The organism is Lederbergia sp. B243.17 (assembly GCF_057657925.1).
In genome coordinates, this window is sequence record NZ_JBWBKF010000088.1 from 34,805 (window position 1) to 61,557 (window position 26,753).

General features: G+C 49.4%; 31 protein-coding genes. 29 read left to right on the forward strand and 2 right to left on the reverse strand.

What is annotated here, in order from left to right:
* Nucleotides 1-106 precede the first annotated feature (106 nt).
* The 19 genes from AC0TWI_RS18460 to AC0TWI_RS18550 all read left to right on the forward strand — a co-directional run bounded on the left by AC0TWI_RS18460 (nt 107) and on the right by AC0TWI_RS18550 (nt 14,159).
* Nucleotides 107-904, forward strand: coding sequence for an SGNH/GDSL hydrolase family protein (locus AC0TWI_RS18460; RefSeq protein WP_488127806.1), 798 nt, complete (start codon nt 107-109; stop codon nt 902-904).
* Nucleotides 905-934: 30 nt separating this feature from the next.
* A complete protein-coding gene (locus tag AC0TWI_RS18465) occupies nt 935-1,519 on the forward strand; it encodes a YpmS family protein (protein ID WP_488127807.1) in 585 nt (194 codons plus the stop codon).
* 22 nt (nt 1,520-1,541) lie between these two features.
* The gene (msrA, locus tag AC0TWI_RS18470; protein ID WP_488127808.1) at nt 1,542-2,078 is read left to right on the forward strand and encodes a peptide-methionine (S)-S-oxide reductase MsrA; all 537 of its coding nucleotides are present in this window, start codon (nt 1,542-1,544) and stop codon (nt 2,076-2,078) included.
* Nucleotides 2,075-2,503: a peptide-methionine (R)-S-oxide reductase MsrB gene (gene msrB / locus AC0TWI_RS18475; protein ID WP_488127809.1), complete on the forward strand. Its 429-nt coding sequence runs from the start codon at nt 2,075-2,077 to the stop codon at nt 2,501-2,503. The genes msrA and msrB overlap by 4 nt, the downstream gene beginning before the upstream one ends.
* A gap of 20 nt (nt 2,504-2,523) precedes the next feature.
* Nucleotides 2,524-3,024, forward strand: a complete 501-nt coding sequence (locus AC0TWI_RS18480; RefSeq protein WP_488127810.1) for a PTS sugar transporter subunit IIA — start codon at nt 2,524-2,526, stop codon at nt 3,022-3,024.
* A gap of 159 nt (nt 3,025-3,183) precedes the next feature.
* A complete protein-coding gene (locus AC0TWI_RS18485; protein WP_488127811.1) occupies nt 3,184-3,348 on the forward strand; it encodes a YjcZ family sporulation protein in 165 nt (54 codons plus the stop codon).
* A gap of 173 nt (nt 3,349-3,521) precedes the next feature.
* Nucleotides 3,522-4,529 (forward strand): beta-ketoacyl-ACP synthase 3, encoded by a 1,008-nt coding sequence (locus tag AC0TWI_RS18490; RefSeq protein WP_488127812.1) that lies wholly within the window; start codon nt 3,522-3,524, stop codon nt 4,527-4,529.
* A gap of 26 nt (nt 4,530-4,555) precedes the next feature.
* Nucleotides 4,556-5,242 carry an HAD family hydrolase gene (locus AC0TWI_RS18495; RefSeq protein ID WP_488127813.1) on the forward strand — a complete coding sequence of 229 codons (687 nt, stop codon included), beginning with the start codon at nt 4,556-4,558 and terminating at the stop codon, nt 5,240-5,242.
* A gap of 102 nt (nt 5,243-5,344) precedes the next feature.
* Nucleotides 5,345-6,730, forward strand: a complete 1,386-nt coding sequence (locus AC0TWI_RS18500) for an aspartate aminotransferase family protein (RefSeq protein WP_488127814.1) — start codon at nt 5,345-5,347, stop codon at nt 6,728-6,730.
* The gene (locus AC0TWI_RS18505; protein ID WP_488127815.1) at nt 6,696-7,391 is read left to right on the forward strand and encodes a CoA transferase subunit A; all 696 of its coding nucleotides are present in this window, start codon (nt 6,696-6,698) and stop codon (nt 7,389-7,391) included. Before AC0TWI_RS18500 ends, AC0TWI_RS18505 begins: the two co-directional genes overlap by 35 nt.
* Nucleotides 7,373-8,044 (forward strand): 3-oxoacid CoA-transferase subunit B, encoded by a 672-nt coding sequence (locus tag AC0TWI_RS18510; RefSeq protein WP_488127816.1) that lies wholly within the window; start codon nt 7,373-7,375, stop codon nt 8,042-8,044. The genes AC0TWI_RS18505 and AC0TWI_RS18510 overlap by 19 nt, the downstream gene beginning before the upstream one ends.
* Complete coding sequence (locus AC0TWI_RS18515) at nt 8,041-9,315, forward strand: peptidase (protein ID WP_488127817.1); 1,275 nt, start codon at nt 8,041-8,043, stop codon at nt 9,313-9,315. Before AC0TWI_RS18510 ends, AC0TWI_RS18515 begins: the two co-directional genes overlap by 4 nt.
* 6 nt (nt 9,316-9,321) lie before the next feature.
* The gene (gene ablB, locus AC0TWI_RS18520) at nt 9,322-10,179 is read left to right on the forward strand and encodes a putative beta-lysine N-acetyltransferase (RefSeq protein WP_488127818.1); all 858 of its coding nucleotides are present in this window, start codon (nt 9,322-9,324) and stop codon (nt 10,177-10,179) included.
* A 64-nt stretch (nt 10,180-10,243) separates the two neighbouring features.
* Complete coding sequence (kamA, locus tag AC0TWI_RS18525; RefSeq protein WP_488127819.1) at nt 10,244-11,656, forward strand: lysine 2,3-aminomutase; 1,413 nt, start codon at nt 10,244-10,246, stop codon at nt 11,654-11,656.
* A complete protein-coding gene (locus tag AC0TWI_RS18530) occupies nt 11,656-11,934 on the forward strand; it encodes a YokU family protein (protein ID WP_488127838.1) in 279 nt (92 codons plus the stop codon). Before kamA ends, AC0TWI_RS18530 begins: the two co-directional genes overlap by 1 nt.
* Before the next feature lie 68 nt (nt 11,935-12,002).
* Nucleotides 12,003-12,224: a YozE family protein gene (locus AC0TWI_RS18535; protein WP_488127820.1), complete on the forward strand. Its 222-nt coding sequence runs from the start codon at nt 12,003-12,005 to the stop codon at nt 12,222-12,224.
* Between the two features lie 17 nt (nt 12,225-12,241).
* The gene (locus tag AC0TWI_RS18540; RefSeq protein WP_488127821.1) at nt 12,242-12,415 is read left to right on the forward strand and encodes a YozD family protein; all 174 of its coding nucleotides are present in this window, start codon (nt 12,242-12,244) and stop codon (nt 12,413-12,415) included.
* A gap of 169 nt (nt 12,416-12,584) precedes the next feature.
* Nucleotides 12,585-13,292 (forward strand): purine-nucleoside phosphorylase, encoded by a 708-nt coding sequence (deoD, locus tag AC0TWI_RS18545; protein ID WP_488127822.1) that lies wholly within the window; start codon nt 12,585-12,587, stop codon nt 13,290-13,292.
* Between the two features lie 30 nt (nt 13,293-13,322).
* Nucleotides 13,323-14,159, forward strand: a complete 837-nt coding sequence (locus AC0TWI_RS18550) for a M15 family metallopeptidase (RefSeq protein ID WP_488127823.1) — start codon at nt 13,323-13,325, stop codon at nt 14,157-14,159.
* Nucleotides 14,160-14,362: 203 nt separating this feature from the next.
* Here AC0TWI_RS18550 and AC0TWI_RS18555 read toward each other — a convergent pair whose 3' ends face one another.
* Nucleotides 14,363-14,683, reverse strand: coding sequence for a hypothetical protein (locus AC0TWI_RS18555; RefSeq protein ID WP_488127824.1), 321 nt, complete (start codon nt 14,681-14,683; stop codon nt 14,363-14,365).
* Between the two features lie 304 nt (nt 14,684-14,987).
* On the opposite strand from AC0TWI_RS18555, the gene AC0TWI_RS18560 reads away from it, so the two are divergent.
* The 10 genes from AC0TWI_RS18560 to pabC all read left to right on the forward strand — a co-directional run bounded on the left by AC0TWI_RS18560 (nt 14,988) and on the right by pabC (nt 26,586).
* A complete protein-coding gene (locus AC0TWI_RS18560; RefSeq protein WP_488127825.1) occupies nt 14,988-16,574 on the forward strand; it encodes an L-lactate permease in 1,587 nt (528 codons plus the stop codon).
* A 74-nt stretch (nt 16,575-16,648) separates the two neighbouring features.
* On the forward strand, nt 16,649-17,356 hold the full coding sequence (locus tag AC0TWI_RS18565) for a FadR/GntR family transcriptional regulator (protein WP_488127826.1): 708 nt from the start codon (nt 16,649-16,651) through the stop codon (nt 17,354-17,356).
* A gap of 84 nt (nt 17,357-17,440) precedes the next feature.
* Nucleotides 17,441-18,169, forward strand: a complete 729-nt coding sequence (locus AC0TWI_RS18570) for a (Fe-S)-binding protein (RefSeq protein WP_488127827.1) — start codon at nt 17,441-17,443, stop codon at nt 18,167-18,169.
* A gap of 25 nt (nt 18,170-18,194) precedes the next feature.
* Nucleotides 18,195-19,622: a LutB/LldF family L-lactate oxidation iron-sulfur protein gene (locus tag AC0TWI_RS18575; protein WP_488127828.1), complete on the forward strand. Its 1,428-nt coding sequence runs from the start codon at nt 18,195-18,197 to the stop codon at nt 19,620-19,622.
* Nucleotides 19,619-20,329 carry a LutC/YkgG family protein gene (locus AC0TWI_RS18580; protein ID WP_488127829.1) on the forward strand — a complete coding sequence of 237 codons (711 nt, stop codon included), beginning with the start codon at nt 19,619-19,621 and terminating at the stop codon, nt 20,327-20,329. Before AC0TWI_RS18575 ends, AC0TWI_RS18580 begins: the two co-directional genes overlap by 4 nt.
* A 178-nt stretch (nt 20,330-20,507) precedes the next feature.
* Nucleotides 20,508-21,977: a lmo1851 family serine protease gene (locus AC0TWI_RS18585; RefSeq protein ID WP_488127830.1), complete on the forward strand. Its 1,470-nt coding sequence runs from the start codon at nt 20,508-20,510 to the stop codon at nt 21,975-21,977.
* Between the two features lie 336 nt (nt 21,978-22,313).
* Nucleotides 22,314-23,102: a CAP domain-containing protein gene (locus tag AC0TWI_RS18590; protein ID WP_488127831.1), complete on the forward strand. Its 789-nt coding sequence runs from the start codon at nt 22,314-22,316 to the stop codon at nt 23,100-23,102.
* A 653-nt stretch (nt 23,103-23,755) separates the two neighbouring features.
* On the forward strand, nt 23,756-25,153 hold the full coding sequence (locus tag AC0TWI_RS18595; protein ID WP_488127832.1) for an anthranilate synthase component I family protein: 1,398 nt from the start codon (nt 23,756-23,758) through the stop codon (nt 25,151-25,153).
* Nucleotides 25,150-25,734, forward strand: coding sequence for an aminodeoxychorismate/anthranilate synthase component II (gene pabA / locus AC0TWI_RS18600; RefSeq protein WP_488127833.1), 585 nt, complete (start codon nt 25,150-25,152; stop codon nt 25,732-25,734). The genes AC0TWI_RS18595 and pabA overlap by 4 nt, the downstream gene beginning before the upstream one ends.
* Nucleotides 25,735-26,586, forward strand: coding sequence for an aminodeoxychorismate lyase (pabC, locus tag AC0TWI_RS18605; protein WP_488127834.1), 852 nt, complete (start codon nt 25,735-25,737; stop codon nt 26,584-26,586).
* A 68-nt stretch (nt 26,587-26,654) separates the two neighbouring features.
* Here the strand turns inward: pabC and AC0TWI_RS18610 are convergent.
* Nucleotides 26,655-26,753 (reverse strand): IS3 family transposase (locus AC0TWI_RS18610; RefSeq protein ID WP_488124311.1); only part of this gene is annotated, 99 nt, incomplete at its 5' end.

Consider the following 26,753-nt stretch of genomic DNA (forward strand, 5'->3'; position numbering starts at 1 on the left):
GAGTCAAAAGCAGTCTGCAGCGATCTTCGTGATCGCTCTTTTCATTATAGGCAAACAACAATCGCATGCTATACTAATTTTTGAGACGGAGTGCAGGTGAGAAGGATTGAAGAGGAGCATTCTCTTGCTAATCAGCCTGCTTCTCGCTCTTGCCGGCTGCTCTTCTGTGGAGCCGGCGAGGCAATCAGCTTCAAGGGAGTACCAGCATGAAATGAAGCAGCAACCGCCTGTCGGATTCTTTCCGAAAGACATTAAAGTGGTGGCCGCGGGAGATTCTCTCACCCAAGGCGTAGGCGGACTGGAAGGCTTAGGAGGGTACATCCCGAGATTGCAGGAGAAGCTGGAAGGAAATCGTGGAATCAATAAAGCGGATTTTGAGAATTTCGGTGTAAAAGGAAATCGGACAGATCAGCTGTTGACCAGGCTTAAGCAAAAAAAGGTGAAAAACGCTGTCCGTGACGCGGACTTGATCATCATTACGATTGGCGGCAACGACGTGATGCAAGTATTCAAGGAGAACTTGATGGGCTTGCAGCTGAAAAAATTTGTTGCTGCGGAAAAGGGATACAGCGAAAGGCTTGAGGATATTTTCGAAACGATCCGCCGCGAAAATGAAACGGCGCCGATTATGCTCGTCGGCATCTACAATCCGTTCATGAAGTGGTTTTCCAATATCAAGGAGATGGACATCATCGTGGACAACTGGAATGAAGAAAGCCTAACCGTAGTTTCCGAGTTTGATAATGCACGCTTTGTCCCTGTGGCAGATATATTTAAAGGCAATGAGGAAAGCCTGCTGTATACCGATTATTTCCATCCGAATCCGCATGGCTATGAGCTGATTGCAGACCGGATTTACATGCGGATGGAGGAAGAAGGAATTTTGCGGGAGCTGGCGGAATAATCATTTGTTCAAAAGGGAAGAGATATGAATATGAAGAGAAACAAGTGGAAAATAGCATTTTTCTCGCTGGTCGCCGTGCTCGTCATCGCGGCAGCGGGATTAGTCATTCTCGTATTCTCTGAGCCTGAAGGGGTGAAGCCCCCTGCAGCTGTAAAGGGAACGGAAGGAAAGTATTCCGCTTTTACAATTCAGACGGAGAAAGAGGATCTGACAGATCTGATCAACCATTATATTGAAAAAGAAGGACTGAATGGGCCGATTCATTATCAAGTCTTGCTTGGTGACGAGGTTGAATTGTTCGGCGAAGTGGAGGTCTTCTCAGAAGCACTGCATCTGAAGATGACGTTTGAGCCGACAGCGTTGGAAAACGGGGATTTGGTCCTCAAGCAGAAAAGCCTTGCTCTAGGCGGTGTCAAGCTGCCTGTTTCGTATATCTTGAAGTTCATTAGCGACGCGTATAAATTGCCGGAGTGGGTGACGATTCAGCCTGATGAAAAGCAAGTTTATGTCGCTTTGAATCAAATGAGACTAAATGGCGGCATCCAGGTCCGAGCAGAAGAATTCAATTTGCCGGATAATCATATTACAATGAAAATGCTTGTTCCGGCACAATAAATTTTGTGAGGCGGTGGCATATATGGACAACCATCTGGAAAAAGCGACCTTTGCCGGCGGCTGCTTCTGGTGCATGGTCAAACCATTCGATGAGCAGCCCGGGATTGAAAAGGTCGTGTCAGGATACACAGGCGGTTCGGTCGCCAATCCGACCTATGAGCAGGTCTGCTCGGGGACGACGGGGCATACGGAAGCAGTGGAAATCACATACGACCCATCGATTTTTCCGTATGAAAAGCTTCTCGCCGTTTATTGGCAGCAGATCGATCCGACTGACAGCGGCGGCCAATTTTATGACCGCGGCGTTTCATATCGGCCGGTCATCTTCTACCACTCCGAAGAGCAGCGGAAATTGGCCGAGCAATCGAAGCGAGACCTTGAGGCGAGCGGCCGGTTCTCCAAGCCAATTGCGGTCGCGATCGAGCCTGCCCATCCGTTCTATGCCGCTGAAGCGGAACATCAGGGTTTTTATAAAAAGAACCCAGAACGCTATACCTCCTACCATATCGGTTCAGGCCGAGCCGGCTTTATCAAAAAACATTGGGAGGATGTTCAATGACTAAAGAAGATTTGAAACAGAGACTGACCCGGATCCAGTATGAAGTGACACAGAATAACGGCACGGAGCCTCCTTTCCACAATGAATTTTGGGATAAGGAGGACGAAGGGATTTACGTGGATATTGTATCCGGCAAGCCGTTATTCAGCTCAAAGGATAAATACGACGCAGGCTGCGGCTGGCCAAGCTTTACAAAGCCGATCGAAGAGAAAGAGATCGTGGAAAAGATGGACCAAAGCCATGGCATGGTCCGGACAGAAGTGCGAAGCAAGGAAGCCGATTCCCATCTGGGCCACGTGTTCGATGACGGACCGGGTCCGACAAGGCTCAGGTACTGCATCAACTCTGCAGCTTTGCGTTTTATCCCGAAAGAGAAGCTGGATGAAGAAGGATATGGGCCATACAAAAAACTATTTACAGAATGAGATAGAGAGGCGCTGAGATTATGTTCAAAAAATTATTCGGTAAACAAGAGAAAGTAAGCAAGACCATTACATTGTACGCACCTGCTGCGGGGAATTTGAAAGGGCTCGAAGAGGTTCCCGACCCGGTTTTCGCTGAAAAAATGATGGGCGACGGAGTGGCTGTTCTTCCGGATAACGGGGAAATCGTTTCTCCGGTCGACGGGGAAATCATCCAAGTCTTCCCGACGAAGCATGCGGTAGGCATCAAGGCTGTCAACGGAGCGGAAATCCTGATCCATATCGGTCTTGAGACTGTTGGCATGAACGGGGAAGGTTTTACCGCCCATGTTACTGAAGGATCCAAAGTGAAAAAAGGCGACCGTCTTGTCTCCTTTGACATGAACCTTGTGAACGAAAAAGCGAAAAGCACCATCACACCGCTGATCATCACAAATTCAGATGACGTTGAATCGATCAGCAAGCAGCCGAACGGCCCTGTTACTGCTGGCGAATCGCCGGTGATGGAAGTTACAATGAAATAATCATGCCGATATGCCTGCTGGGATTCAATCCTTGCAGGCATTTTTTTCTGTATTTTCATCCTGATTGCAAAATAATTCGATATGGGCATTCGCACATACCGGCAAGGGCTCATATACATACAATGAGATCGAAAGATAAAGAAATGGGAGTGAGAATCTATGTATGGAGGATATGGCTGTTACGATCCATGCTATCCGGTCCACGGTTATGGCGGAGGTTTTGTCGGTGGAGGATATGGCTGCGGAGTACGAAACAATTTCGCGCTAATTGTCGTGTTGTTCATTTTGTTGATTATCATCGGTGCATGCTGGGTTTGCCCATAACACATCAGGGCTGCCGGGAAATCAGTGAGAACTGGTTTCCCGGCAGCTTTTTCTATTTTTACTGCCTCAAAAAAAGTGGACTGGCGAATTATCTTGATTTGAGGTTGAATCAACGGTTATAATTAGCACTAGGTACTAATATCAGATAATAAATATTAAGTGGGGTGGACTTCATGATTGGTGCGAGAATAACCGCCATCGGTACATATGTGCCTGAGAAGAGACTGACAAATTTCGATTTAGAGCAAATGGTGGAAACAACGGACGACTGGATTCGGCAAAGAACAGGTATTCATGAAAGAAGAATCAGCTGGCGGGATGAATATACGACAGACCTATGCGAGGCTGCCATCAAAGACTTGATGCACCGGTATGATAAGCAAGTTGACGATGTCGACATGATCATTGTCGCTACGAGTACACCGGATTTTCCTTTTCCGTCTGTTGCCAGTATCCTGCAAAACCGTTTGCAAATTGCTCACACAGGGGCGATGGATCTGAGTGCGGCCTGTGCCGGATTTGTTTATGCCTTGCATACAGCTCACACTTTCATTGCCTCTGGACTCCATAAAAAGGTGCTTGTTCTCGGAGCTGACACTCTTTCGAAAATTACCGATTATACAGACAGAAACACCTGTATTTTATTTGGCGATGGTGCAGGTGCCGTACTGGTGGAGAGGGACGAAGGGGCGAAAAGCTTCCTCGAATATCATTTGGGGAGTGACGGCAGCGGAGCACAGCATGTATATCGTCCCGGACTTTCTAGAAAGGTGAATGGTGTCGAGCTCGTCGATACGGAGTGCCTCGTTCAAAACGGAAGGGAAGTTTTCCGCTGGGTTGTCAGGAATGTCCCGGAAAGTGTGAAACAGCTGCTCGAGAAAGCGCAGACTGGTGTAGAGGCGGTGGATTGGTTCATCCCGCATAGCGCCAACCTAAGGCTGATTGAACCGGTTTCTGAAAGACTAGGAATTCCGATGGAAAAAACGCTTTATAGTCTGGTGAATTTCGGAAATACATCTGCCGCCACGATTCCATTGGCACTCGACCTTGGCATTCGTGAGGGGAAAGTGAAAAATGGCGACCGGGTTCTGTTGTATGGCTTTGGTTCCGGTTTGGTTCATGCCGGCCAATTGCTGGACCTGAATTTTGATGAACAGATTCATCCGCCAGCGCCGTTATAATCAAGGTCGGAAAGGCTGTGAAGCGATTGAAAAGATATGAAGCGGTGCTATTTGATCTGGATGATACCTTGATTGATCGAGAGAGAGCAATAGATAAACTGTTCTCCGTCCTGTTAGAAACGTGTTATTCGAATGTAGAGCCTTCTATGAAGAAAGAAATGAGACAGTCATTTAAGGAATATGATCACGCTAGTTATGGAAACGGAGATAAGACGGCTGTTTTGGAACCGTTTTTCGCGGATTTCCCTCCAATCAATCAACTGTCGCGCACTGATATGCAGGATTTTTGGAACAGCCATTTTCCAAAATGTTTTTCGATCGATCCGAACACGCTGAAAATTGTCGAAGCGATCAAGCGGCAAGCAAAAGTTGCCATCATCACCAACGGCTCTACACTTAGACAAAAAGCAAAAATCAGGCAAACAAATTTAGATCGCCTAGTGGATGTCGTCGTCATTTCGGAAGAAGCGGGCTATCGCAAACCCGACAAAAGGATATTTGAACTCGCATTACAGAGGCTCGCTGTACTGCCGGAAGCTGCGGTATTCGTTGGCGATCATATCGAAAATGATATTGGCGGTTCACAAAATGCAAAGATGAAAGGCATTTGGTTCAATCCTCATATGACCTTGAATCACACTGAAATTACGCCTGACGCCGAAATTCATTCATTGGACCGCCTTCTGGATTTCGTAGCTAAACAAATTTTGTAAATCTAAATTGAAAAGGGCGTTTACGATCCCTTCCCTGGTGCTTCATAAAACCGAATGATTGCCTCCCGTACGCATATCTTTTAGTACGGGAGGTGTTTTCATTTGCGACGGTCCTTTCTGATAAAGCCTCTGTTGAACGAGCCGTATAAGCGGGCGGTGAAAGGGGAAGGTGCCTATCTTTTTGACGAGGATGGGAAGCGGTATCTTGATGGCTGTTCCGGCGCGGCATCGGCCAATTTAGGCCATGGCCAGAAGAAGATTGCGGAAACGGCCGGGAGCCAGGCGGAGAGGCTTGCCTTCACATACCGGTCCCAGTTTTCCAATGAGCCGGCGGAAAAGCTAGCGGAACAATTATTCAAATTGACAGGAAAAAAGTATGAATCAACCTTTTTGGTAAATAGCGGATCAGAGGCGGCAGAAACCGGAGCGAAAATGGCGATTCAGCACTGGCAGGAGAAAGGGAAGCCGGAAAAGCGGCTCATTCTTTCCAGATGGATGAGCTATCACGGCATTACAATGGGTGCCCTTTCCCTTTCCGGACATCCGGCGAGACGGGAAATTTTCGCCCACGAGCTTTCCGGGACGCCGCTGATTGAGCCTCCTTATTGCTACCGTTGCCCGTTCGGAAAGGAGTACCCGGAGTGCGGGCTGTTTTGCGCATCCCAGCTGGAAACAACGATCGCCCGGATCGGCGCGGAAAAAATTGCCGCCTTTATCGCTGAACCGATCATCGGTGCTGCTGGCGGGGCGATTACACCGCCGGCAGGCTACTATGAAAAAATCGAAGAAATCTGCCGGCGCCATGATGTGCTTTTCATCGCGGATGAGGTGATGACCGGATGCGGAAGGACAGGGCCGATGCTCGCCATGTCGCATTGGGATGCTTCGCCCGACATTGTCCTCCTCGGTAAGGGGCTGGGAGCCGGCTACACGCCGATAGCGGCAGTGCTTGCCAAAAGGGACGTGATCGAGCCGATCGCAACTGGTTCGGGGGCGATCATGAGCGGACATACGTTTTCCGCAAACCCGCTCTCGGCCTCAGTCGCGCTTGCCGTGCTGGATGTTCTTGAACAAGACAGTCTGTTTGTAGCAGCGGAGGAAAACGGCAATAGGCTTATGCAGGAACTTGAAAACATAAAAAAACGGTCGCCCTTGATCGGAGACATCAGAGGAAAAGGGTTGCTGATTGGAGTAGAGCTTGTCGCAGACAAAAAGACGAAGAGACCTTTTCCTACAGCACGGCAGGCGACCGAGACACTTGTCAGCCTGGCGAAGCATGAGGGATTGCTGCTATACCCGGCCGCTGCAGGACCGGATGGACGGTCCGGAGCCGCTGTCCTCATCGCCCCTCCGCTGAATTGCAAAGAAGAGGATTTGAAGCAGCTCGTCCTTCTTTTTGAAAGGTCAATTCGAGCTTTCGAACAAAAGATGAAGGAAAAGGAGGGGGGAGGCAATGAACAGCGGCGTGAACAAGCGAATGGCGATTGATGAAGCCAAGAGTTATTTCAAGACTGGCATGTCGGTGCTGTTTGGCGGCTTTGGCGGCGTCGGCACCCCTCCTGGCCTGATTGATGCCCTCCTCGCTTCAAATGCCCAAGATCTGACGCTGATCGGCAATGATGCCGGCTTCCCTGAAATCGGTATCGGCAAAGTAATTGTCGCAGGGCGGGCGAAGCGGCTGATCGCCTCTCATATCGGTTCCAATCCTGTATGCGGCGACCTGCTCGGAAGAGGTGGGATTGAGGTTGAATTTTCACCGCAGGGGATCTTGGCCGAAAGGATTCGGGCAGGCGGCGTCGGCCTGGCCGGGATTGCCACAGATATCGGCATCGATAATTCACACTTGAGCCGGGAGAAAAAACGGTTTGTGATCGAAGGGAACACCTTGCTGTTTGAGCCGGCGCTCACAGCCGATATCGGCATCGTCTATGCGAAAAAGGCAGATGAATTCGGCAATCTGATCTATGACAAGAGTGCAAGGAATACGAACCCGCTTGTCGCTATGGCGGCCGATTTCACGGTTGTCGAAGCGGAGGAAATTGTGCCTTTCGGGTGTCTCGATCCCGAAGAAATTGTGACGCCGGGCATTTTCGTCGACAGGATTGTCGAGTCAAAAGGGGTGAACTGGAAATGGGCATGGGAGCGGTAATGAGAGCGATGGCCGAGCGGGCGGCTGCGGAAATACAAGACGGAATGATTGTCAATTTAGGCATCGGTCTACCATCCCTTGTACCGGACTGTCTCCCAGCCGGCAGAAAGGTGATGTTCCAGGCGGAAAACGGCATTCTCGGCATCGGTCAAAGTCCCTCGGCCGGGGAGGAGGATGGGAATCTATGCAATGCCGGCGGACTCCCTGTCACGTTGGCAACGGGAGGCTCGTATTTCGATTCCGCCATCGCATTCGGCATGATCAGGCGGGGATTCATTGACCTGTCGATTCTCGGTGCGCTTGAAGTGAGTGCATCTGGCGACTTGGCCAATTGGATTGTTCCCGGCAAGCGGGTGCCCGGTATCGGGGGTGCAGTGGAGCTGGCGGAACACTCGAAGCGTGTCATCGTCATGATGAAGCATACCGATAAATACGGCCGTAGCAAGCTGAGAAAGGAATGCGGGCTTCCGCTCACTGCCAAAAACTGCGTATCGATGGTCATCACGGATCAAGGGGTCTTCACGATCAGGGACGGGCAGCTCGTGCTTGAAGAACTATTTTCGCAGATAGGCATCGATCAGCTTGCTGCCATGACGGAAGCTCCATTCACGGTTTCAGAGAAGGTGCGGATACCAGGGGAGGGCGATACATGAAAACAATCCAAAAAGGTGTGCAGAAATGGCTGGCGGATCATCAGGATGACGGCGTTCGGCTGCTGCAGCGGCTCGTCCAGGAAAACAGTGTGAGAGGGAACGAGAGCCCGGCTCAGGCGGTTATCATCGAAAAATGTCGGGAGCTCGGCCTTGAACTGGACATATGGGAAATAAACGGGGATTCGATGCGGTCGCATCCTTTTTTCCATTCGGACCGGGAAGATTTCAGCGGCCATCCGAATGCAGCGGCCATCTGGAAAGGGGCTGGGGGTGGTCGATCGATTATTTTGAACAGCCATGTTGATGTCGTGCCTGAAGGCGATTTGGCCGATTGGGAGGCGGACCCGTTCAGCGGAGCCGTCAAGGATGGAAAAATGACCGGCAGAGGAACAACCGACATGAAAGGTGGCGCTGTTGCTTTCCTCCTTGCGATCGAAGCGCTGCAAAAAAACGGGATCCGTCTCAAGGGCGATGTTGTGTTCCAAAGCGTGATTGAAGAAGAAAGCGGAGGTGCGGGAACACTGTCCGCGGTCCTCCGCGGCTACCGGGCGGACGGGGCGATTATCACCGAGCCGACGAATCTGAAATTTTTCCCGAAGCAGCAAGGGTCGATGTGGTTCCGGGTAAAAATCAAAGGGAAAGCGGCCCATGGAGGAACGCGGTATGAAGGGGTAAGTGCGATCGAGAAGGCCTTCCTCGTCGTACGGGCGCTTGAAGAGTTGGAGAAAGAACGGAATGCCCGGATCACCGACCCGCTGTACAAACAGACGCCGATCCCAATTCCGATCAACATCGGAAAAATTGCCGGCGGAACATGGCCGTCCTCTGTCGCCGATGCCGTCGTGATCGAAGGAAGGATGGGCGTCGCGCCTGGTGAGTCGACGGCGCAAGCGGAAAAGGAACTGGAGATAGCAATACAAGCTTGTGCGGAAAAGGATCCATGGCTGCGAAAGAACCAGCCGGAAGTCGAATGGTTCGGCGGAAGATGGCAGCCGGCCGATACAGATACGAAACATCCGCTAATTGAGACTGCGTCATTCGCATTTGAACGGGTATTCGGCGTATTGCCCGTTGTCGAAGCCTCTCCCTGGGGGACGGACGGCGGCATTCTCGCTGAATGGGGCGATACCCCGGTTCTCGTCTTCGGACCGGGCGATACTGCAGCTGCCCACCAGGCGAATGAGTTCATTGTACTGGAATCCATGTTAAAGGCAGCGGAAGTGCTTGCCTTGACGATCGTTCTCTGGTGTGGCGTTGAGACGAAAGGGTGATGCGCTTTGACAGAAAGGACCGATTCTCGCTTTTTCATCGACTACTGCGAAGACACGGCAAACCGCAGAGTCCGGCTCGACGACTATACAGGCAATATCGATGAAGTCTCCCGCTTTTTACAGGACCGGGCAGTTGAAATCGGTGCCGAGAAACTGATTGTCAAAAGCAAGCGCGAGGACATATTGCCGTTTATCGAGGCAGGCTACAGCATCGAGGGCTGGCTCGACCGTTACTTCCATGGCAGTGATGCGGTGATTTTGGCGAAATATTTGAAGCAGGCCCGGAGAGAAACAAAAAACTGGGAGAAAGAAGAAAATATCCTGCAGGCAATCCGGCTGCGGCCGGCCGCTAAGGAACCCGTACCAAGCCGGGAAATCAATGAGGCAGCTGACGGAGACAGTGAAAAATTGGCCCGGTTTTATACCGGAATCTTCCAAAGCTATCCGGTTCCGATTGCAGACCCGGCTTATATCCGGGAATCGATCGGAAGGGGGACGATTTTCCTTTTCGCTGAAGAAGATGGCAACGTAATCAGCGCAGCTTCAGCGGAAATTTGCCGCAAAAACCGGAATGCGGAAATGACCGACTGTGCGACACATCCTGAGCACCGCAAGGAAGGACACGTCCAGATCATTTTGCGGAAGCTTGAAGAGAAGCTGAGGGCAGAAGGAATCTTTATGGCCTATTCGCTTTCACGCGCATCCTCTTTCGGCATGAATGCGGCTTTTTATCGACTTGGCTACAGGTACAGAGGGAGGCTCGTCAACAATTGCTATTTTGACCATGAGCTTGAGAACATGAATGTCTGGGTGAAAGACTTGAGCGGATGCGGGCAGGACATTTTCCCCCAAGCCGACATATAGTAGTAGGGAAGGCGGCCGCTGCTTTATTATCCTCAACATTTTGCCTTCAATCGGAGGGATGACGATGAAGTTTGATCTGTATGCTCCCAAACGACATTGGAAGGATATTGAACTGTGGAAAGATGTCCCCGAGGAGAAATGGAATGACTGGTTGTGGCAGCTGACGAACACGGTGAAGACATTGGAGGACTTGCGCAAAGTGATCAACCTCACTCCTGAAGAGGAAGAGGGAGTGAAAATCGCCACGAAAACAATCCCGCTCAATATTACGCCTTACTATGCATGGCTGATGGATCCTGATGATCCGGAATGCCCGATCCGTATGCAGTCCGTTCCTCTTATACAAGAATTGAATAAAACACGCTTTGACCAGGAAGATCCCCTTCATGAGGACGAGGATTCCCCTGTGCCCGGGCTGACGCACCGCTATCCGGACCGTGTGCTGTTCCTCGTGACGAACCAGTGCTCGATGTATTGCCGTTATTGTACGCGGAGAAGGTTCTCCGGACAGATCGGTATGGGCGTGCCAAAAAAACAGATGGATGCGGCTATTGATTACATCCGCCGGACTCCGGAGGTGCGGGACGTGCTATTGTCGGGCGGGGATGGGCTGCTCATCAACGACCAAGTGCTCGAATACATCCTGAAAAACCTGAGGGAGATTCCTCATGTCGAGATCATCCGGATCGGAACGAGGGCACCGGTCGTGTTTCCGCAAAGAATTACAGAAAAACTGTGCGAGACGCTCCGGAAATATCATCCCATCTGGCTGAACACTCATTTCAACACCTCAATCGAAATCACCGAGGAAGCGAAGAAGGCTTGTGAAATGCTTGCGGACGCCGGTGTTCCCGTCGGCAATCAATCTGTCATTCTCGCAGGCATCAACGACAGCTTGCCGATCATGAAAAAACTGATGCATGACCTCGTGAAAATACGCGTCCGTCCCTACTATATATACCAGTGTGATCTATCCGAGGGAATCGGCCATTTCCGGGCACCTGTTTCAAAAGGGCTCGAAATCATCGAGGGCTTGCGCGGTCATACTTCCGGATACGCAATTCCGACTTTCGTCGTCGATGCTCCTGGCGGCGGGGGGAAGATTGCCGTCCAGCCGAACAATATCATTTCCCAAAGCCCGGATAAGACCGTCCTGCGCAATTTTGAAGGGGTGATCGCCGCTTATCCGGAGCCGGAACAATACGTTCCCGGGAGAGCGGAAAGGTATTTTAAAAAGGTCTATCCTGAAATGGAAACGTACAACACCCGGACCGGCATCACCGGACTCCTCAACGAAAGCCGTCAGTCAATCATACCGAAAGAACTGGAAAGGATGAATCGGCGGGAGACGTTCCAAGCCGATCCGGCGCACTCAAGCTTGAAAGACTTCCGTGAGAAGCGCGACCAACTAAAAGAAAAGAAATACAAGTCGCAGCTGAAAAAGATGGAAGAACAGCAAAAAGAGGCGCCGTCATGATCCGCGCCTGCGATTGGTGCGGCGAACAGGGCGCGGAGCTTGTCAGCCGGCCCGTATTCTGGGAGCTGCCCGAGGGGACGAAGTCAATCGAGATCACTGATACACCGACCATCCATTGTCCCGCTTGCGGGATTGAATACCAGGACGATAAAATGACGAAGGAAATCGAAGACCAGCTATTCCTGATCGACCGCCGCCAGCTCGAAAAGGAAATCAGCTATCGAGACTTCATGTCGCTTCCGCGAATATTGAAGCGGAATTATTTTGATTTTGAGTGAATATATTTACGGAAGCAGTCCAATTCGATATATTGGTATCAATACCGTTTGGCAAAGAGGCGATGTTCATGCAAAAATCATTCTACCGTTTTTTAATGAAATTCAGACAACCTGCCGCTAAGGATCCGCTCACACAGTTCGCAAATGATGCCTACGACGACCTCAGTTTTCCGAAAGAGTCGGAGGATTATCATGAACTGTCGGCCTACTTGGAGCTGAATGGGCAGTATTTGCCATCTCTCGCCTTGTTTGATGAGGCATGGGACTTATATATCGAATCGGAACAATGAAAAAAGGGGCTGATGGGATGAAGGAAATTGAGGTGTATATCGATACGGAAGAGATCGCTGATTTTTTCTTCCGGGAGCTCGTCAGCCGCGGCTATGTGCCCGCTGAAGAAGAGACGGACGAATTGGCGGATATTGTCTTCGATTATCTGCTGTCAAAATGCATGATAGATGAGGAAGAGATAGACGATTAAACCCCTGCGCAGGTTCAGGTCGAAAGTGACCTTGCCTGCGCTTTTTGCTGCCCGGCTGGCTGGTTTTGACTTTTTTCAATGAGACTTCTAAGCGTGATTCTGTTAAGATGGTGAGAGGATCGGGCTGTTTTTTCTGCCCGGGATAGATGAAATACAGGAGGAATAACAAATGAGCGTACATATCGGTGCGGGACAAAACGAGATTGCGGAAACGGTATTGCTGCCGGGAGATCCGCTGCGGGCGAAATATATTGCCGAAACTTTTCTTGAAAATGTCACCTGCTACAACGAAGTGAGAAATATGCTCGGGTTCACCGGCGAATATAAAGGGAAGCGGATTTCCGTCCAAGGAACAGGAATGGGCGTCCCATCCATCTCTATTTACGTAAATGAACTCATACAAAGCTATAATGTGAAAAACTTGATACGTGTCGGCACATGCGGAGCGATCCAGAAAGACGTAAAGGTGCGTGACGTCATTTTGGCGATGACGGCTTCGACCGACTCACAAATGAACAAGCTGACGTTCGGCGGTATCGACTACGCCCCTTGTGCGTCATTCGATCTTTTGAAAAATGCATACGATGCAGGCATGGAAAAGGGATTGCATTTGAAAGCGGGCAATGTATTTACCGCGGACATGTTCTATAATGACAACGCCGACCATGAAAAATGGGCAAAATACGGCATCCTTGCAATTGAAATGGAGACGTCCGCGCTGTACACACTCGCTGCGAAATTCGGACGCCGCGCTTTGTCGATCCTGACTGTGAGCGACCATATCCTGACAGGGGAAGAAACGACTTCAGAAGAGCGGCAGACGACGTTCAATGAAATGATTGAAGTCGCACTAGAAGCGGCCATCCAGCCTGCATAAATGAAGCTTTAACAGAAATCGGGGATTAACATGAAAAAAATGATCGGAATTTTGCTGGCAGCCGTATTGCTTACGGCATGCCAGCCGCAAAACCTTTTGAATAAAATAAAACCTGCTCCTGAAGAAACAGCGGAGCCGGAGGTGGAGACACCGCAGCCTGAAGAGAATAGCGGGCAAGCGGTGAAGCCGCCAGAAGAAAATACAGAGAGTGAAGAGACTGGTCTCGAGCTTGAGGCTGTCTATTTCAATGAAATCCAAGAAACGAACGGAGAAAAGGTGATCCTTAATCCTGAGAACATGATGGCGCTCGTCAATAAAACGTACTCGCTGCCGGGGACATACGCACCAGCTGACCTGATCCGTCCCGCCGTCCGTTTTCCGTTCGGTGACGAAGACATCGAGAAGAGTTATATGAGGGAAGAGGCGGGCCATGCACTTGAAAAGATGTTCCAGGGAGCAGAAGCGGAAGGCATCTATTTGTTCGCGGCTTCGGGATACAGATCTTATGCTCGCCAGGAAGCTGTTTTTCAGGCTGAAGTGAATCGGGTCGGCGAAGAACAGGCGGCCCAGGCAGTCGCCATTCCGGGAAGCAGTGAGCACCAGACTGGGCTGACGATGGACATTACCGCAGAGAGTGCCAACTATTTGCTGACGGAGGAATTCGAAGCGACCGCGGAAGGAAAGTGGCTGAAGGAGAATGCCCATAAATACGGCTTTATCCTCCGCTATCCGAAAGGGAAAGAGGCCGTGACCGGCTACCAGTTCGAGCCTTGGCATTTCCGCTATGTCGGCGAGAAGGCCGCCAGCGTCATTTATGAGAACGACTGGACACTTGAGGAATTTTTCCAGCATGTGAAGAAAGTATGAAGAGGAGGGGAACAGAAATTCAGTGAAAGCTGATTTTCTGTTCCCCTTTTTCTTTTGTTATGTAAAAATAATGGCTGATCCTGTTGTTTTCAATCCCTTCCGCTTTCCCAGGCTGCTTGTGACTCAGGACAGCACAAAACTGGAGATGCAGGGAGGCACATGCTATTCCATCAGGACACAGAAAGATGAATAAAAATCAGATTTTAGCTTTTTCGCGATTGCAGAGCCTTTAAACCATTTTCTAATATTCTAGTATTTTCTATCGTTCCCCCACGGTCTATATAATTCGACCATTTCGGATAATAAATTGTAAATAACTCATTACCAATGTCCGTTAAATCTGATTTGCGGATTGTTAAATCATCTTTTAAAGTCCCATCCTCTTTAAAAGGCTCCAATCTTATTAACCCATTTCTTTTTAAAAATGTCATAAGAACTTTCGTCAGTGTCATTACCTGTCGTTGATAACTTCTTGACTTGCTTCTTTTGAGCAGAGTTGAATAGTTAAATCGCAATATGTCCATCCTCATTGCACCTCCCATCCTCAATAATAATTGGCGAGGGAATAAATTAGAATAAATCAGAACCATTTTCTGTAGAATTGTTTAAATAACCATAGGAAACTGACAAATCTCAAGTCTCATCTGAGTAGTGCGCTTTCGCAATAATGACTGTTTTCAAGATAGGAAACTTAGAAATGATTTAAAAAGTATTTGACAAGTTGGTAAATGTTGACTAGATTAATAGAGAACAGGTCATCAGATGACCTGATTAAAAACAACATGTGCTTTTGAAACCGTTTTACTTCACATCAAGGGGGAACTCAATATGTTGCTCGCTGCACTCAGTGCAATCATTGCTCCATTCATTTTTCTTGTTATTTTGCGGATGCCCGCAAAGACCGGCATGTTTTACAGTGCCATTATCGTCATCGGCCTTGCCTATTTCGTCTGGGGAATGGACGGAATATCAGCAACAGCTTCGATTCTCGAAGGATTCCATAAAGCGCTGACCATTTTATTTATTTTGTTTGGAGCGATCGTTTTGCTCAATACGCTTGAAAATACAGGTGCGGTCGCCCGAATCAATCAAGGTTTCCGGAGCCTTTCCGGCGATATGCGTGTCCAGGCTGTCATCGTCGCTTTTCTATTCGGGGCGTTGATTGAAGGCGCTGCGGGTTTCGGTACTCCTGCCGCAGTTACTGGACCACTTTTGGTTGCTCTCGGATTCAACCCGTTGGCTGCCGCTGTCCTGGCCCTTGTCGCGGATAGCGCATCCGTCCCGTTTGGCGCAGTGGGGACGCCGGTCAATGTCGGATTGAGCAATATTCCAGGAGCTGACCTGTCTTTTTTCAAGACAATCGCCGTACATATTACATCAATCGATCTGTTCGCAGGCACCTTCATCCCGTTCATTACAGTATGCCTATTGACTGTTTTCTTCGGAAAAGAGAAAAAAGGGCTGAAGCATGCGCTGCCGATCTTGCCATGGTCGCTGCTGATCGGCCTTTCTTATACAGGTTCAGCGCTGTTGTACGCATGGCTTTTCGGTCCGGAATTTGTGTCCATTCTTGCGTCGCTTACCGGCTTGATCATCGCGGCCTTTACGGCGAAAGTCCGTTTCCTCCTGCCGAAGGAGGAGTGGTCCGATGCCCTGCAGGAAGGTTTCAAAGTCGATACTGAAAAATCAAAGATGGGCCTGGTCACAGCCTGGTCTCCATATCTCCTTGTCGTCGGGCTTTTGCTTCTGACGAGAATTGTGGGACCGGTTAAGCAATTCACGTTACAAGCGATAAATTTAACATGGAGCAACATTCTCGGTATTGAAGGCATTACATCCAAGTGGGAGCTCCTATACTCGCCGGGCATGATTCTCACATTTGCCGCCATCACCGCTATTTTCATCCAGCGGAATTCCTTCTCGGCATTTTCAACTGCGGCTAAAAAATCGGTTCTGTCCATAAAAGATGCGGCACTCACGCTGCTTTCAACGCTTGCGCTTGTACAGGTCTTTACCCATTCGAACTTGAACACCAATGACATTCTCGGCATGCCGCAGTACATTGCGAGCGCTTTAGCCGACGCTTTCGGTTCGATGTGGGTGTTCGCCGCGCCATTCCTCGGTGAGCTTGGGGCGTTCATTACAGGAAGCGCTACCGTGTCGACGCTGACGTTTTCCCCGATCCAATACAGCATTGCGAATGAGACAGGGATGCATGCGAATATTGTTCTCGCACTGCAGGTGATCGGGGCAGCCGCGGGAAATATGATCTGCGTGCACAATGTTGTTGCCGCCTCTGCCGTTGTCGGGCTCGCAGGAAAGGAAGGCGACATCATCCGCAAAACGCTTGGACCAGCTATCCTTTATGGCCTGCTTGCCGGTCTTGGCGGTTTCATTCTGATGAAATTCATCTGATGCAGGAAATATCTTTTCTCTTTCAGCGAAAAAGGAGTACACTATAGATATTGGATTCATTGGAGGTAGCGGAAGTGGACACGAAACTGATTAAATCAAAAAAAATTTATGAACAGGTGGCCGACATGATCGTCCATTCGATCCGAACAGGGGACCTGCGTCCAGGGGACCGGATGGAATCAGTCGAGCAGCTTGCGAAAAAATTCGGAGTCAGCCGTTCCGCTGTCCGGGAAGCGCTTAGCGGGCTGAGAGTGATGGGCCTGGTAGAGATGAGGCAGGGCGAAGGGACATTCATCACAGAGTTCAATGCTTCCTCTTTTTCTCTTCCTCCTTCGATTGCTTTGACCATGAAGCAGGAGGATATCCGCGAGCTGGCGGAAGTTCGGAAAATCCTTGAAGTCGGAACAGTCGGCCTCGCCGCGGTTCATTACGGAAAGGAAGATCTGCTTGCAATGGAAAAAGCGCTGCATGATATGGAGGAGGCGAAGGGCCGGGATGAAGTTGGCGAAAAGGCCGATTTAGATTTCCATATGGCCATCGCCCATGGATCCGGTAATCAGTTATTGATCAACCTGATGTCGAGTGTTGCCGATATTACACTCGAATCGATGCGGGAGACGCGAAGGCTGATTCTTTATTCCGAGAAGCAGATGTCCTCCTTGCTCGAAGAACACCGGATGATTTATGAAGCGGTGAAGAAACGGGATGCCGCCGAAGCCGAAAAGGCGATGGCCGTTCATCTTGCAGAAGTAGACCGTGTCCTTTCTGCTTATATTGATTGAAAAGATGCTGAAGCAAGCCTTGGCATCTCTGTTTTTTGCCCCAGTCATATGATGACCTGATTTATACAATAGAGGTGAAGGAAAATGAAAGTTTCATTGTTTATAACATGCATGTGCGACATCATGGCTCCGGGTGTCGGCAAGGATACAGTCGAGCTTTTGGAAAAGCTCGGCTGTGAGGTGGATTTTCCTGCCGGCCAGACGTGCTGCGGACAGCCAGCATACAACAGCGGGTATTTGAAAGATTCTAAAGAGGCGATGAAGCAAATGATGCGTGCCTTTAAGGATTCTGAATATGTTGTCGGCCCATCCGGCTCCTGTGTCGGTATGATCCGTGAATACCCGAAAGTGTTCAAGGGAGATCCGGAATGGGAAAGCGTGGCCAAAGAACTGGCGGCCAAGACGTATGAAGTGACGCAATTCATCGTCGACGTCCTCGGTGTCGTTGAGGTAGGATCCCAATTCAAAGGCAAGGTCACTTACCATCCTTCCTGTCATATGACGAGAATTCTCGGAGTGAAAGATGCACCGCTCACTCTTCTCAGAAATGTGCCGGGAGTCGAACTCGTCGAGCTGCCCATCAAGGAAGATTGCTGCGGTTTTGGCGGTACCTTTTCGGTGAAAAACCCGGTGATTTCGACTGAAATGGCGTCGGAAAAATCAAGGCATGTGACTGAAACCGGAGCCGAATACCTTGTTGGCGGCGATATGGCTTGCTTAATGAATATCGGCGGAAGGATGAAGCGCGAAGGCAAGACCGTCAAAACGGTTCATATTACAGAGATATTGAATTGCAGCGGAATGCAGCAATAAACGTGCAAGAACGGAGGATCGGAAGATGAGCATAACAATAGGTAAGGATGCGTATGAAAAACGGATTCAAAAAGGAGTAGAAAACGACTTTATGCGCCAGGCGGTCGCTTCCGCCCAAGGAAGGTTCCGGGACGGCAGGCAGCGCCAGGCAGATGAACTCGGAAATTGGGAGGAGTGGCGCACACTCGGATCGGAAATCCGGACGCATACGCTTGAGAATCTTGATTTTTACCTGCAGCAACTAAGCGACAATGTGGAAAGACAAGGGGGGCATGTTTTCTTTGCCGAAACGGCGGAAGAGGCAAACCAGTATATCCAGGACATCGTGAAGAAGAAAAATGCCAAGAAGGTTGTCAAATCAAAATCAATGGTGACAGAGGAAATCGGCCTGAACAAAGCGTTGGAGGAAGCAGGAGCGGAAGTTGTCGAATCGGACCTCGGGGAATGGATCCTTCAACTCGATGAAGATCCCCCGTCTCATATTGTCACACCGGCCCTCCACAAAAACAAAGAGCAAATCCGCGAAACATTCGCGAAAAAGCGGGGCTATACGAAATCCTCTGCACCGGAAGAGCTGGCCTTGTTCGCCCGGGAACAGCTGCGGAAAGACTTTCTCGCATGTGACATCGGCATTACCGGCTGCAATTTTGCGGTAGCGGAGTCGGGTACGATTACATTTGTTACAAATGAAGGTAACGCACGGATGGTGACAACGGTTCCCGATACACAAATTACAGTCATGGGGATGGAAAGAATCGTTCCGACATGGGAAGAACTCGACGTTCTCGTCAGTCTGTTGACAAGAGCGGCAGTCGGCCAGAAACTGACCAGCTATGTGACCGGCCAGACAGGACCAAGACGGGAAGGGGAAAGCGACGGTCCCGAGGAATTCCACCTCGTCATCGTCGATAACGGCAGATCAAAAATTCTCGGTACCGAATTTCAGGACGCTTTGAAATGCATCCGCTGCGCCGCTTGTATCAACGTCTGCCCGGTCTACCGGCATATCGGCGGCCACGCATACGGATCAATCTATCCCGGCCCGATCGGCGCCGTACTGACGCCGCTTCTCGACGGGTATGAGGATCATAAGGAATTGCCGTACGCTTCGTCACTATGCGGCGCATGTACGGAGGTATGCCCGGTTAAGATTCCGCTTCATGAGCAGCTGATCCTTCACAGACAGCACATCGTCGAAAAAGAAAACTTCGGCAAGAAGGGTGAAAAGCTGGCAATGAAAGGCTTTGCGACCTGGGCTTCGAGCCCGGCTGCCTATAAAATGAGCACGAAAATGGCGCGAACCGCCCTGAAGCCGTGGACAAGAGATGAGACCGTCCAAAACGGCCCCGGTCCACTAAAAGGATGGACCGGCACAAGAGACTTCCCCGCTCCTGCTAAACAGAGCTTCCGTGCCTGGTTCAAAGAACGGGAAGGAGGGAATAAGACCCAATGACAATCCAGAACAGAGATGCGTTTTTGGGCAAGGTGGCAAATAGCCTTGGAAGGCCGCTTCGGACTGAAGGGGTCAGCCGCCCGGCTTGGAGTGTGAAACCGCAGTATGAAGTGCTGAGCGGATATTCTCAGGATGAACTGGCAGCCGTATTGGAACAGCATTGCAACGTCATTCATACCGCATTTAAAAGGACGACAAAAATAGAACTACACAAAACGATCAAAGAAACCATCAAGGAATATAGCGGCAGTTCGATCATCTCAGGTAGTGACGAGCGGCTGCAAACCTATGGCTTAGACGCGCTTTTTACTGAGCTTGAAGAGAGCGGAAGCGAGGTTCATTTATGGGATGACGCAAAGGGGAAAGAGAACATGGTGTTTGCTGAACGAGCCGATATCGGCATCTCGATCAGTGACATTACGCTCGCCGAATCGGGAACGGTCACCCTTTTCATCAACAGGAGGAATGGACGGTCGATCAGCCTGATGCCGGAGTCCTTTATCGCCCTCATTCCAAAAAGCACGCTTGTCCCGCGCATGACCCAGGCGACGCAACGTATCCACGAAGCGATTGAACAAGGAGAAGAAGTGGCGTCCTGCGTCTCGTTCATCACAGGACCGAGCAATTCTGCCGACATCGAAATGAAACTGATTGTCGGCGTCCATGGTCCAATCAGGGCAACGTATATTTTGATTGAAGACTGTTAAGGAACCCGCCATTGGGCGGGTTTTTTATGCTATTAAAGCGAAGCCGGCAGGTCATCCGGCATGTTTTGCACCCCACGATTCTTTCCCTCTAGCAAGAAAACTGTTAGAATAAGTACGTATATGAAAGTCATTCAGATTTCGATGAGGGCGATTGCCCGTTATTCAGGAAAGTGGTGAAATGAACGTGGAAGAAGATCAAAAGGATGTGCAGCCTTCACAGCCTGATCAGCCCAGATATATACAGATGAAAAGATTTACGTTTTTCATGCTGATTTTCGTCCTTATATTTGCAACCGCAGGCGGGACACTGCTCGCCTTGTCCTTCGGCGAGGAAAAGCCGGTTGCGAGAGTGATCCAGGATCAGCGCGGGTTTGATAAGCTATACAAGGCCTATGATGAGTTGGAGAAAAACTATTATACAAAAGTTGATAAGGATAAACTTCTCAACGGAGCAATCGACGGGATGGTGAAAGCCCTCGATGATCCATATTCCGACTATATGACGAAAGAAGAGAGCGAGAAATTCCAAGAAAGCATTTCATCCTCGTTCCAGGGAATCGGTGCGGAGGTCCAGGAACAGAACGGCAGCATCATTGTCGTTTCTCCGATAAAAGGCTCCCCGGCTGAAAAAGCCGGCATCCTGCCGAATGACAAAATTGCCGAAGTGGACGGAAAAAGCGTCCAAGGAATGAGCGCAAACGAGGCTGTCATGCTTATCCGCGGCGAAAAAGGAACGAAGGTCACACTGACAATTGAAAGGGCCGGTCAATCAGAGCCTTTGAAGGTGACCATCACGCGAGATGAAATTCCGATCAATACGGTCTATGCCGACATGCTTGACAACGGTGTGGCTAAAATACAGATTACTAGCTTTTCAACTCATACCGATCAGGACTTGGCAGAAGCGATGAAGGAGATGGAAGGAAAAGGGATGAAGTCCCTGATCCTCGATCTGCGCCAAAATCCAGGCGGCCTGCTTGAACAAGCAGTAAAAATCTCGAATCTTTTTGTAGACAAAGACAAGCTGCTGTTCCAGGTAGAAGAGCGGAGCGGCGGTAAAACGGAGTACCGTGCAAATGAAAGCGAGAAATTCAAACTGCCGATGGTTGTTCTAATCGACGGAGGCAGTGCGAGCGCATCGGAAATTGTCGCTGGAGCATTGAGTGAATCGGCTGGCATCAAGCTCGTCGGCGTCAAGTCATTCGGCAAGGGCACAGTACAGACTCAGGAAATTTTCAAAGACAAATCGAACATTAAATATACGATGGCCAAATGGCTGACACCGGATGGCAACTGGATCCATGGAAAAGGGATCAAGCCGGATTATGAGGTGCAGATGCCGAAGTATGCCGAGCTAACGTATATCAATCCTGAAGAGGAATACAAAGTCGGCAGCATCTCCAAAGATGTGAACACAGCCGAGGAAGTGCTGCAAGTGCTCGGATACAATCCGGGTACGATCGACAACAATTTCGATGAACAGACAAAGACTGCCATTGAATCATTCCAGAAGGATGAAAATTTAGAGGCGACAGGAACGCTGAAAGGCGAAACGACCATCGCGCTCATGAATAAAATCCGTGAACACCTTGTTGCGAATGACCCTCAGGTGAAAAAAGCAGAAGAAGTTCTAAATGGCATAAAATGACAAAGAAGGGGCCGCGGTTGATCCGCGGCTCTTTTTTTTTGTCCGCTTTTCGTATGAGGAAAAACGTAAATATTGTAATATACGTGTTACAAAAGTCATAGTTCGAGAGTTTCTCCAGTCCTGTCAATAACAAGTTACAGGAAAATCCTTTTCAACTTTTCTTATTTACTCAGAAGAACCAATGAAACCCAGCGATAAAATCCTATGGGATATCTAGATTGCTGAATTGAAAACAGAGTGAACAGCCGAGTACTCTACAGTCTGGAAAGGATGCCCACAAATATTACAAAAATCGTATGCTAAACTAGCTTTAGAAAACAGAGGGAGGAAAAATCAATGAAGAAACTACTCGTTACAACAGCAGCCGCCGCCGCATTGTTGGCAGCCCCAATTGCAGGAAAGGCAAGCGCAGCAGAAATTCAGCAACCTGTTAAGCATAAGTTCGTAGTTTACCAATCTACAAATTGCCAGACAAACATGGATTGGACAAACATTGAAAAAATGCTAGAACAATATATGAACAAACAGGTAGTAAGCCAACCGAACCATAACAGCACAAAACCAACAACACCAGCAAAACCAGTTACAAAACCAAATCCAACAACACCAAGCAAGCCAGTAACACCAAGCAAGCCAGTAACACCAAGCAAGCCAGTAACACCAAGTAAACCATCAACACCTGTTCAAAAGCCTAGCCAAGAACAAGCTAAACCATCTACACCAAGCACAAGTGAAACAACACCGCAACTAGGAAACTTCGAACAGCAAGTTGTTGATCTGACAAACCAAGAAAGAGCGAAAAATGGCCTTCCAGCCTTGAAAGTGGACACAACACTCAGCAAAGTCGCTGAAGAAAAATCCCGCGACATGTCCGCAAACAACTATTTCGACCACAACAGCCCAACATACGGCTCCCCATTTGACATGATGAAAAAATTCGGCGTTACGTATCAATCTGCTGGTGAAAACATCGCCAAAGGCCAACGCACACCTGCCGAAGTCGTCAAAGCATGGATGGACAGCCCAGGCCACCGCGCCAACATCCTAAACAGCGGCTACACACATATCGGCGTAGGCTACAACGAAAGCGGCAACTACTGGACACAAGAATTTATTGGGAAATAAATAAAAGCGAAAGCGGCTTGCTCAGCTGCGACAAGCATAAGACGCAAAGGTCGCCCGGATAACCAGAAGGAATTGGTTTCTCGGGCGGCTTTTTCTTTTATATAGGAAAGGAGGCGGGGTGGGCACTTGGGATTGAATAATGTTTTCAAGTCAGATCTATAAGGTATGTTTAGTTAACTTCTTAGCTTTACAGTCACATAGAAGAGGTCTATGTGCCCGTGAGAAAAAAATCGCACCGCGAAGGTCACATAGGATCGTTCTATGTGCCCGAGAAAAGGAAATCGCTCCACGAAGGTCACACATAGGATCATTCTATTTACCCGAAGGAAGCAAATAGGTGCAGGCTTGGAGAAGCAATTTTCCCTGCTCTTCGGTCACCGGGCATTCCTTTCCTTAGTGCCCGTCCCAAGGCAAATCAAAAATATCACCCGCCATCAAGTATCCATCAAACATCCAGAGAAAAACCCGTCAGCCAACGCGGGCGCTACAAGTATTCTCTCTCTTAGGACTTAAAATCCGACCACACCCCTCTTTTTTTCCCAGCCCCGCCTTGGTATGATGGATTAAGAGTTGCCAAAATACATAGACGAATTCTGGACAGAGGGCGTTCGCCTTTGCTGCCAGGGGGAGAATGAGAATGGAAGTGTCAGAGAATGAAGGGGCCAGATTATGAGAAGATCCCATTTAATCGGGATCGTTTTTTTGCGATGTTTGAATATTTGACCCGCGAAGAAGAGCGCCACGTTCTTTTAGAGAGTGGACGGACGGGGAGGTACAGCGTCGCTGGGATCCGGCCGTTTGCGGTCATCTCATCCCGATGGGAACAGACTGAGATTATTGAACAAGGCAGACGGATCAACGTGGAGCGGAAGGATCCGCTTGAAGTGCTGGCCGAGTTCATGCAAAGCCGCCGCTTCGAACCGGTTCTGGGGATTCCGGACTTCCAAGGCGGTGCGATTGGGTATATCAGCTATGATTATGCACATTTTATTGAGCGGCTCCCGAATGAAGCCGACGATGATTTGAAGATGCCGATTTTGCATTTCCTCGTTTTCGATGAATGGGCAATTTTTGATCATGAGGAAGATTGCCTTTGGCTGATGGCGCTTGCGCCGGATGGGAAGGAACGGGTGGCCCGGATGAAAGCTGAGTGGATGCAGCCGATCGAAGAAGAGATCCGGCGAGAGCTTACTCCTCCAGCAAACGCCGGATCAGCAGGCGTATCTTTTACAGAGGCAGGTTTTGTTGAGGCGGTGGAAAAGGTGCAGGAATACATCGCGGCGGGAGACGTATTTCAGGTGAATTTGTCCGTGCGCCAATCGAAACAGCTTTCTGTTCCTGCATTCGATGTGTACAAAGAATTGCGAAGCCTGAATCCTTCTCCGTATATGGGCTATTTGCATGATCCGGATTTCCAAATCGTTTCCGGGTCGCCGGAGCTTCTTGTGAAAAAGGCAGGAACGCGAGTTGAAACCCGGCCGATTGCCGGCACGAGACCGCGTGGGGCGGATGAGGCGGAAGACCGCCGTTATGCGGAAGAATTGATCGGGAATGAGAAGGAACTCGCCGAACATATCATGCTCGTTGATCTCGAACGTAATGATCTCGGAAAAGTATGCCGATTCGGGTCTGTCAACGTCGATGAATTGATGACGATTGAAAAATACTCTCACGTCATGCATATCGTTTCCAATATTACAGGGGAGCTTGAGAAAGAAAAAAGTCCTTATGAATTGGTAAGAGCTGTTTTTCCCGGCGGTACGATCACTGGTGCTCCGAAAGTCCGCACATTGGAAATCATTGAGGAACTGGAGCCTGTCAAACGCGGCGTGTATACCGGTTCTCTCGGCTGGATTGGTTTCAATGAAGATGTGAATCTGAACATTGCCATCCGGACGATGGTTGTAAAAGATGGTCTTTGCCATGTTCAGGCAGGGGCCGGCATTGTAATTGACTCGAATCCGGCTGCAGAGTATAAGGAGTCGCTCGGAAAAGCGGCAGCACTTTGGAAAGCGAAGGAAGCGGCGGAGAAGGGGGTACCGGCAAGATGATATTGATGATTGATAACTACGATTCTTTTACATACAACCTTGTCCAGTATTTCGGCGAGCTCGGCGAAGAAATTATCGTCCGGCGAAATGATGAAATTACCGTAGAGGAGATCGGCAAGATCAGTCCGGATTATCTCGTCATTTCCCCGGGCCCGTGTACACCGGATGAAGCGGGCATTTCTCTGGAGGCAATCCGTACTTTTGCCGGAATCATCCCGATCTTTGGTGTTTGCCTAGGCCATCAGGCAATTGCTCAGGCATTTGGCGGAGATGTGGTGCGTGCGCCGCAGCTATTTCACGGCAAAACCTCTCCAATTATGCATGATGAGCGGACCATTTTTTCAGGAATGCCGCTGGGCTTCAAGGCGACCCGCTACCACTCGCTCGTCGTTGAAGAAACTAGCCTGCCCGACTGTTTGGTAGCAACCGCATGGACAAAGGAAGGGATGCTGATGGGGCTCCGGCATAAGGAGCTCGCCGTTGAAGGGGTACAATTCCATCCCGAGTCGATCATGACGGAGCATGGGAAATGGCTTTTGGGAAACTTTTTGAACTATTATAGGAAAACGGAAGTGGTGTAAATGTATCTGTACATGAATGGAACATATGTCGAGGCGGAGAAAGCTGCTATCTCACCGTTTGACCATGGCTATTTGTACGGTCTCGGCGTTTTCGAGACATTCCGGACATATGGCGGCCAGCCGTTTTTGCTTGAGGAGCATGTAGAAAGGCTGAATGAAGGGCTTGAAGAAATGGAGATCGACAGGCGGTTTTCGGCTGGTGAACTGAGAGGGATAGTTGATGAGCTGTCTCAAAAGAACGGACTGGAAGATTCGTATATCCGCCTGAATGTATCAGCTGGGACAGGGGAAATTGGCCTGCAGACAGCAAGCTACTCATCCCCGACAGTCATCATGTTCCAAAAGCCGCTTACCACCCCGGCTGCAGAAAAAGAAGCGGTTCTCGTCAGTGTCCCAAGAAACACACCCGAGACCGGAAAAAGGCTGAAATCCCATCATTTTTTTAACAATGCGGCAGCCAAAAGAGAAATCGGCCCGGATCCTTCCAAAGAAGGGATCTTCTTAACAAAAGACGGGTATTTGGCGGAAGGTGTCACATCCAATCTGTTTTGGGTGACCGACGGAACTTTGTATACACCTGCCATCGAGACCGGTATTCTCGACGGCATTACAAGGGGGCTTGTCATCAAGCTGGCTGGAGAAGCCGGCATTCCTGTATGCGAAGGCTTTTACAATGTTAAGGTTTTGAGGGAGGCGGACGAGATCTTTTTTACGAACTCCGTCCAGGAAATCGTCCCCGTTTTCCTTTTTGATAACAACCGCTTCCCCGGGAAAAATGGTGAATTAACATCAGTGCTGCAACGTATGTATCAAGTGAAGATTGCAGAAAAGACGGGTAGAGAAACGTCGTAAATCGGGAATAAAAAAGGAAAACACTCAATAAAGTGGTACCTATGTCAAGGACACAATAAAAAAAGAGATTAAGCAGTTTGAAGATGATTCCTATATTGAATAGGGGTCATCTTTTTTAAATTCCACTGATAACGATAATTATTATAATAGACCATATAATGGTTAAT

Excerpts from the sequence above, each read along its gene's own strand:
- AC0TWI_RS18580 (WP_488127829.1), top strand. The coding sequence starts at position 19,619 with ATGACAATCCAGAACAGAGATGCGTTTTTGGGCAAGGTGGCAAATAGC.
- AC0TWI_RS18540 (WP_488127821.1), top strand. The coding sequence starts at position 12,242 with ATGAAGGAAATTGAGGTGTATATCGATACGGAAGAGATCGCTGATTTT.
- AC0TWI_RS18485 (WP_488127811.1), top strand. The coding sequence starts at position 3,184 with ATGTATGGAGGATATGGCTGTTACGATCCATGCTATCCGGTCCACGGT.
- deoD (WP_488127822.1), top strand. The coding sequence starts at position 12,585 with ATGAGCGTACATATCGGTGCGGGACAAAACGAGATTGCGGAAACGGTA.
- AC0TWI_RS18465 (WP_488127807.1), top strand. The coding sequence starts at position 935 with ATGAAGAGAAACAAGTGGAAAATAGCATTTTTCTCGCTGGTCGCCGTG.
- kamA (WP_488127819.1), top strand. The coding sequence starts at position 10,244 with ATGAAGTTTGATCTGTATGCTCCCAAACGACATTGGAAGGATATTGAA.
- AC0TWI_RS18585 (WP_488127830.1), top strand. The coding sequence starts at position 20,508 with ATGAACGTGGAAGAAGATCAAAAGGATGTGCAGCCTTCACAGCCTGAT.
- msrB (WP_488127809.1), top strand. The coding sequence starts at position 2,075 with ATGACTAAAGAAGATTTGAAACAGAGACTGACCCGGATCCAGTATGAA.
- AC0TWI_RS18480 (WP_488127810.1), top strand. The coding sequence starts at position 2,524 with ATGTTCAAAAAATTATTCGGTAAACAAGAGAAAGTAAGCAAGACCATT.
- AC0TWI_RS18555 (WP_488127824.1), bottom strand. The coding sequence starts at position 14,683 with ATGGACATATTGCGATTTAACTATTCAACTCTGCTCAAAAGAAGCAAG.
- msrA (WP_488127808.1), top strand. The coding sequence starts at position 1,542 with ATGGACAACCATCTGGAAAAAGCGACCTTTGCCGGCGGCTGCTTCTGG.
- pabA (WP_488127833.1), top strand. The coding sequence starts at position 25,150 with ATGATATTGATGATTGATAACTACGATTCTTTTACATACAACCTTGTC.
- AC0TWI_RS18535 (WP_488127820.1), top strand. The coding sequence starts at position 12,003 with ATGCAAAAATCATTCTACCGTTTTTTAATGAAATTCAGACAACCTGCC.
- AC0TWI_RS18515 (WP_488127817.1), top strand. The coding sequence starts at position 8,041 with ATGAAAACAATCCAAAAAGGTGTGCAGAAATGGCTGGCGGATCATCAG.
- pabC (WP_488127834.1), top strand. The coding sequence starts at position 25,735 with ATGTATCTGTACATGAATGGAACATATGTCGAGGCGGAGAAAGCTGCT.
- AC0TWI_RS18510 (WP_488127816.1), top strand. The coding sequence starts at position 7,373 with ATGGGCATGGGAGCGGTAATGAGAGCGATGGCCGAGCGGGCGGCTGCG.
- AC0TWI_RS18595 (WP_488127832.1), top strand. The coding sequence starts at position 23,756 with ATGAAGGGGCCAGATTATGAGAAGATCCCATTTAATCGGGATCGTTTT.
- AC0TWI_RS18490 (WP_488127812.1), top strand. The coding sequence starts at position 3,522 with ATGATTGGTGCGAGAATAACCGCCATCGGTACATATGTGCCTGAGAAG.
- AC0TWI_RS18575 (WP_488127828.1), top strand. The coding sequence starts at position 18,195 with ATGAGCATAACAATAGGTAAGGATGCGTATGAAAAACGGATTCAAAAA.
- AC0TWI_RS18550 (WP_488127823.1), top strand. The coding sequence starts at position 13,323 with ATGAAAAAAATGATCGGAATTTTGCTGGCAGCCGTATTGCTTACGGCA.
- AC0TWI_RS18590 (WP_488127831.1), top strand. The coding sequence starts at position 22,314 with ATGAAGAAACTACTCGTTACAACAGCAGCCGCCGCCGCATTGTTGGCA.
- AC0TWI_RS18505 (WP_488127815.1), top strand. The coding sequence starts at position 6,696 with ATGAACAGCGGCGTGAACAAGCGAATGGCGATTGATGAAGCCAAGAGT.
- AC0TWI_RS18560 (WP_488127825.1), top strand. The coding sequence starts at position 14,988 with ATGTTGCTCGCTGCACTCAGTGCAATCATTGCTCCATTCATTTTTCTT.
- AC0TWI_RS18570 (WP_488127827.1), top strand. The coding sequence starts at position 17,441 with ATGAAAGTTTCATTGTTTATAACATGCATGTGCGACATCATGGCTCCG.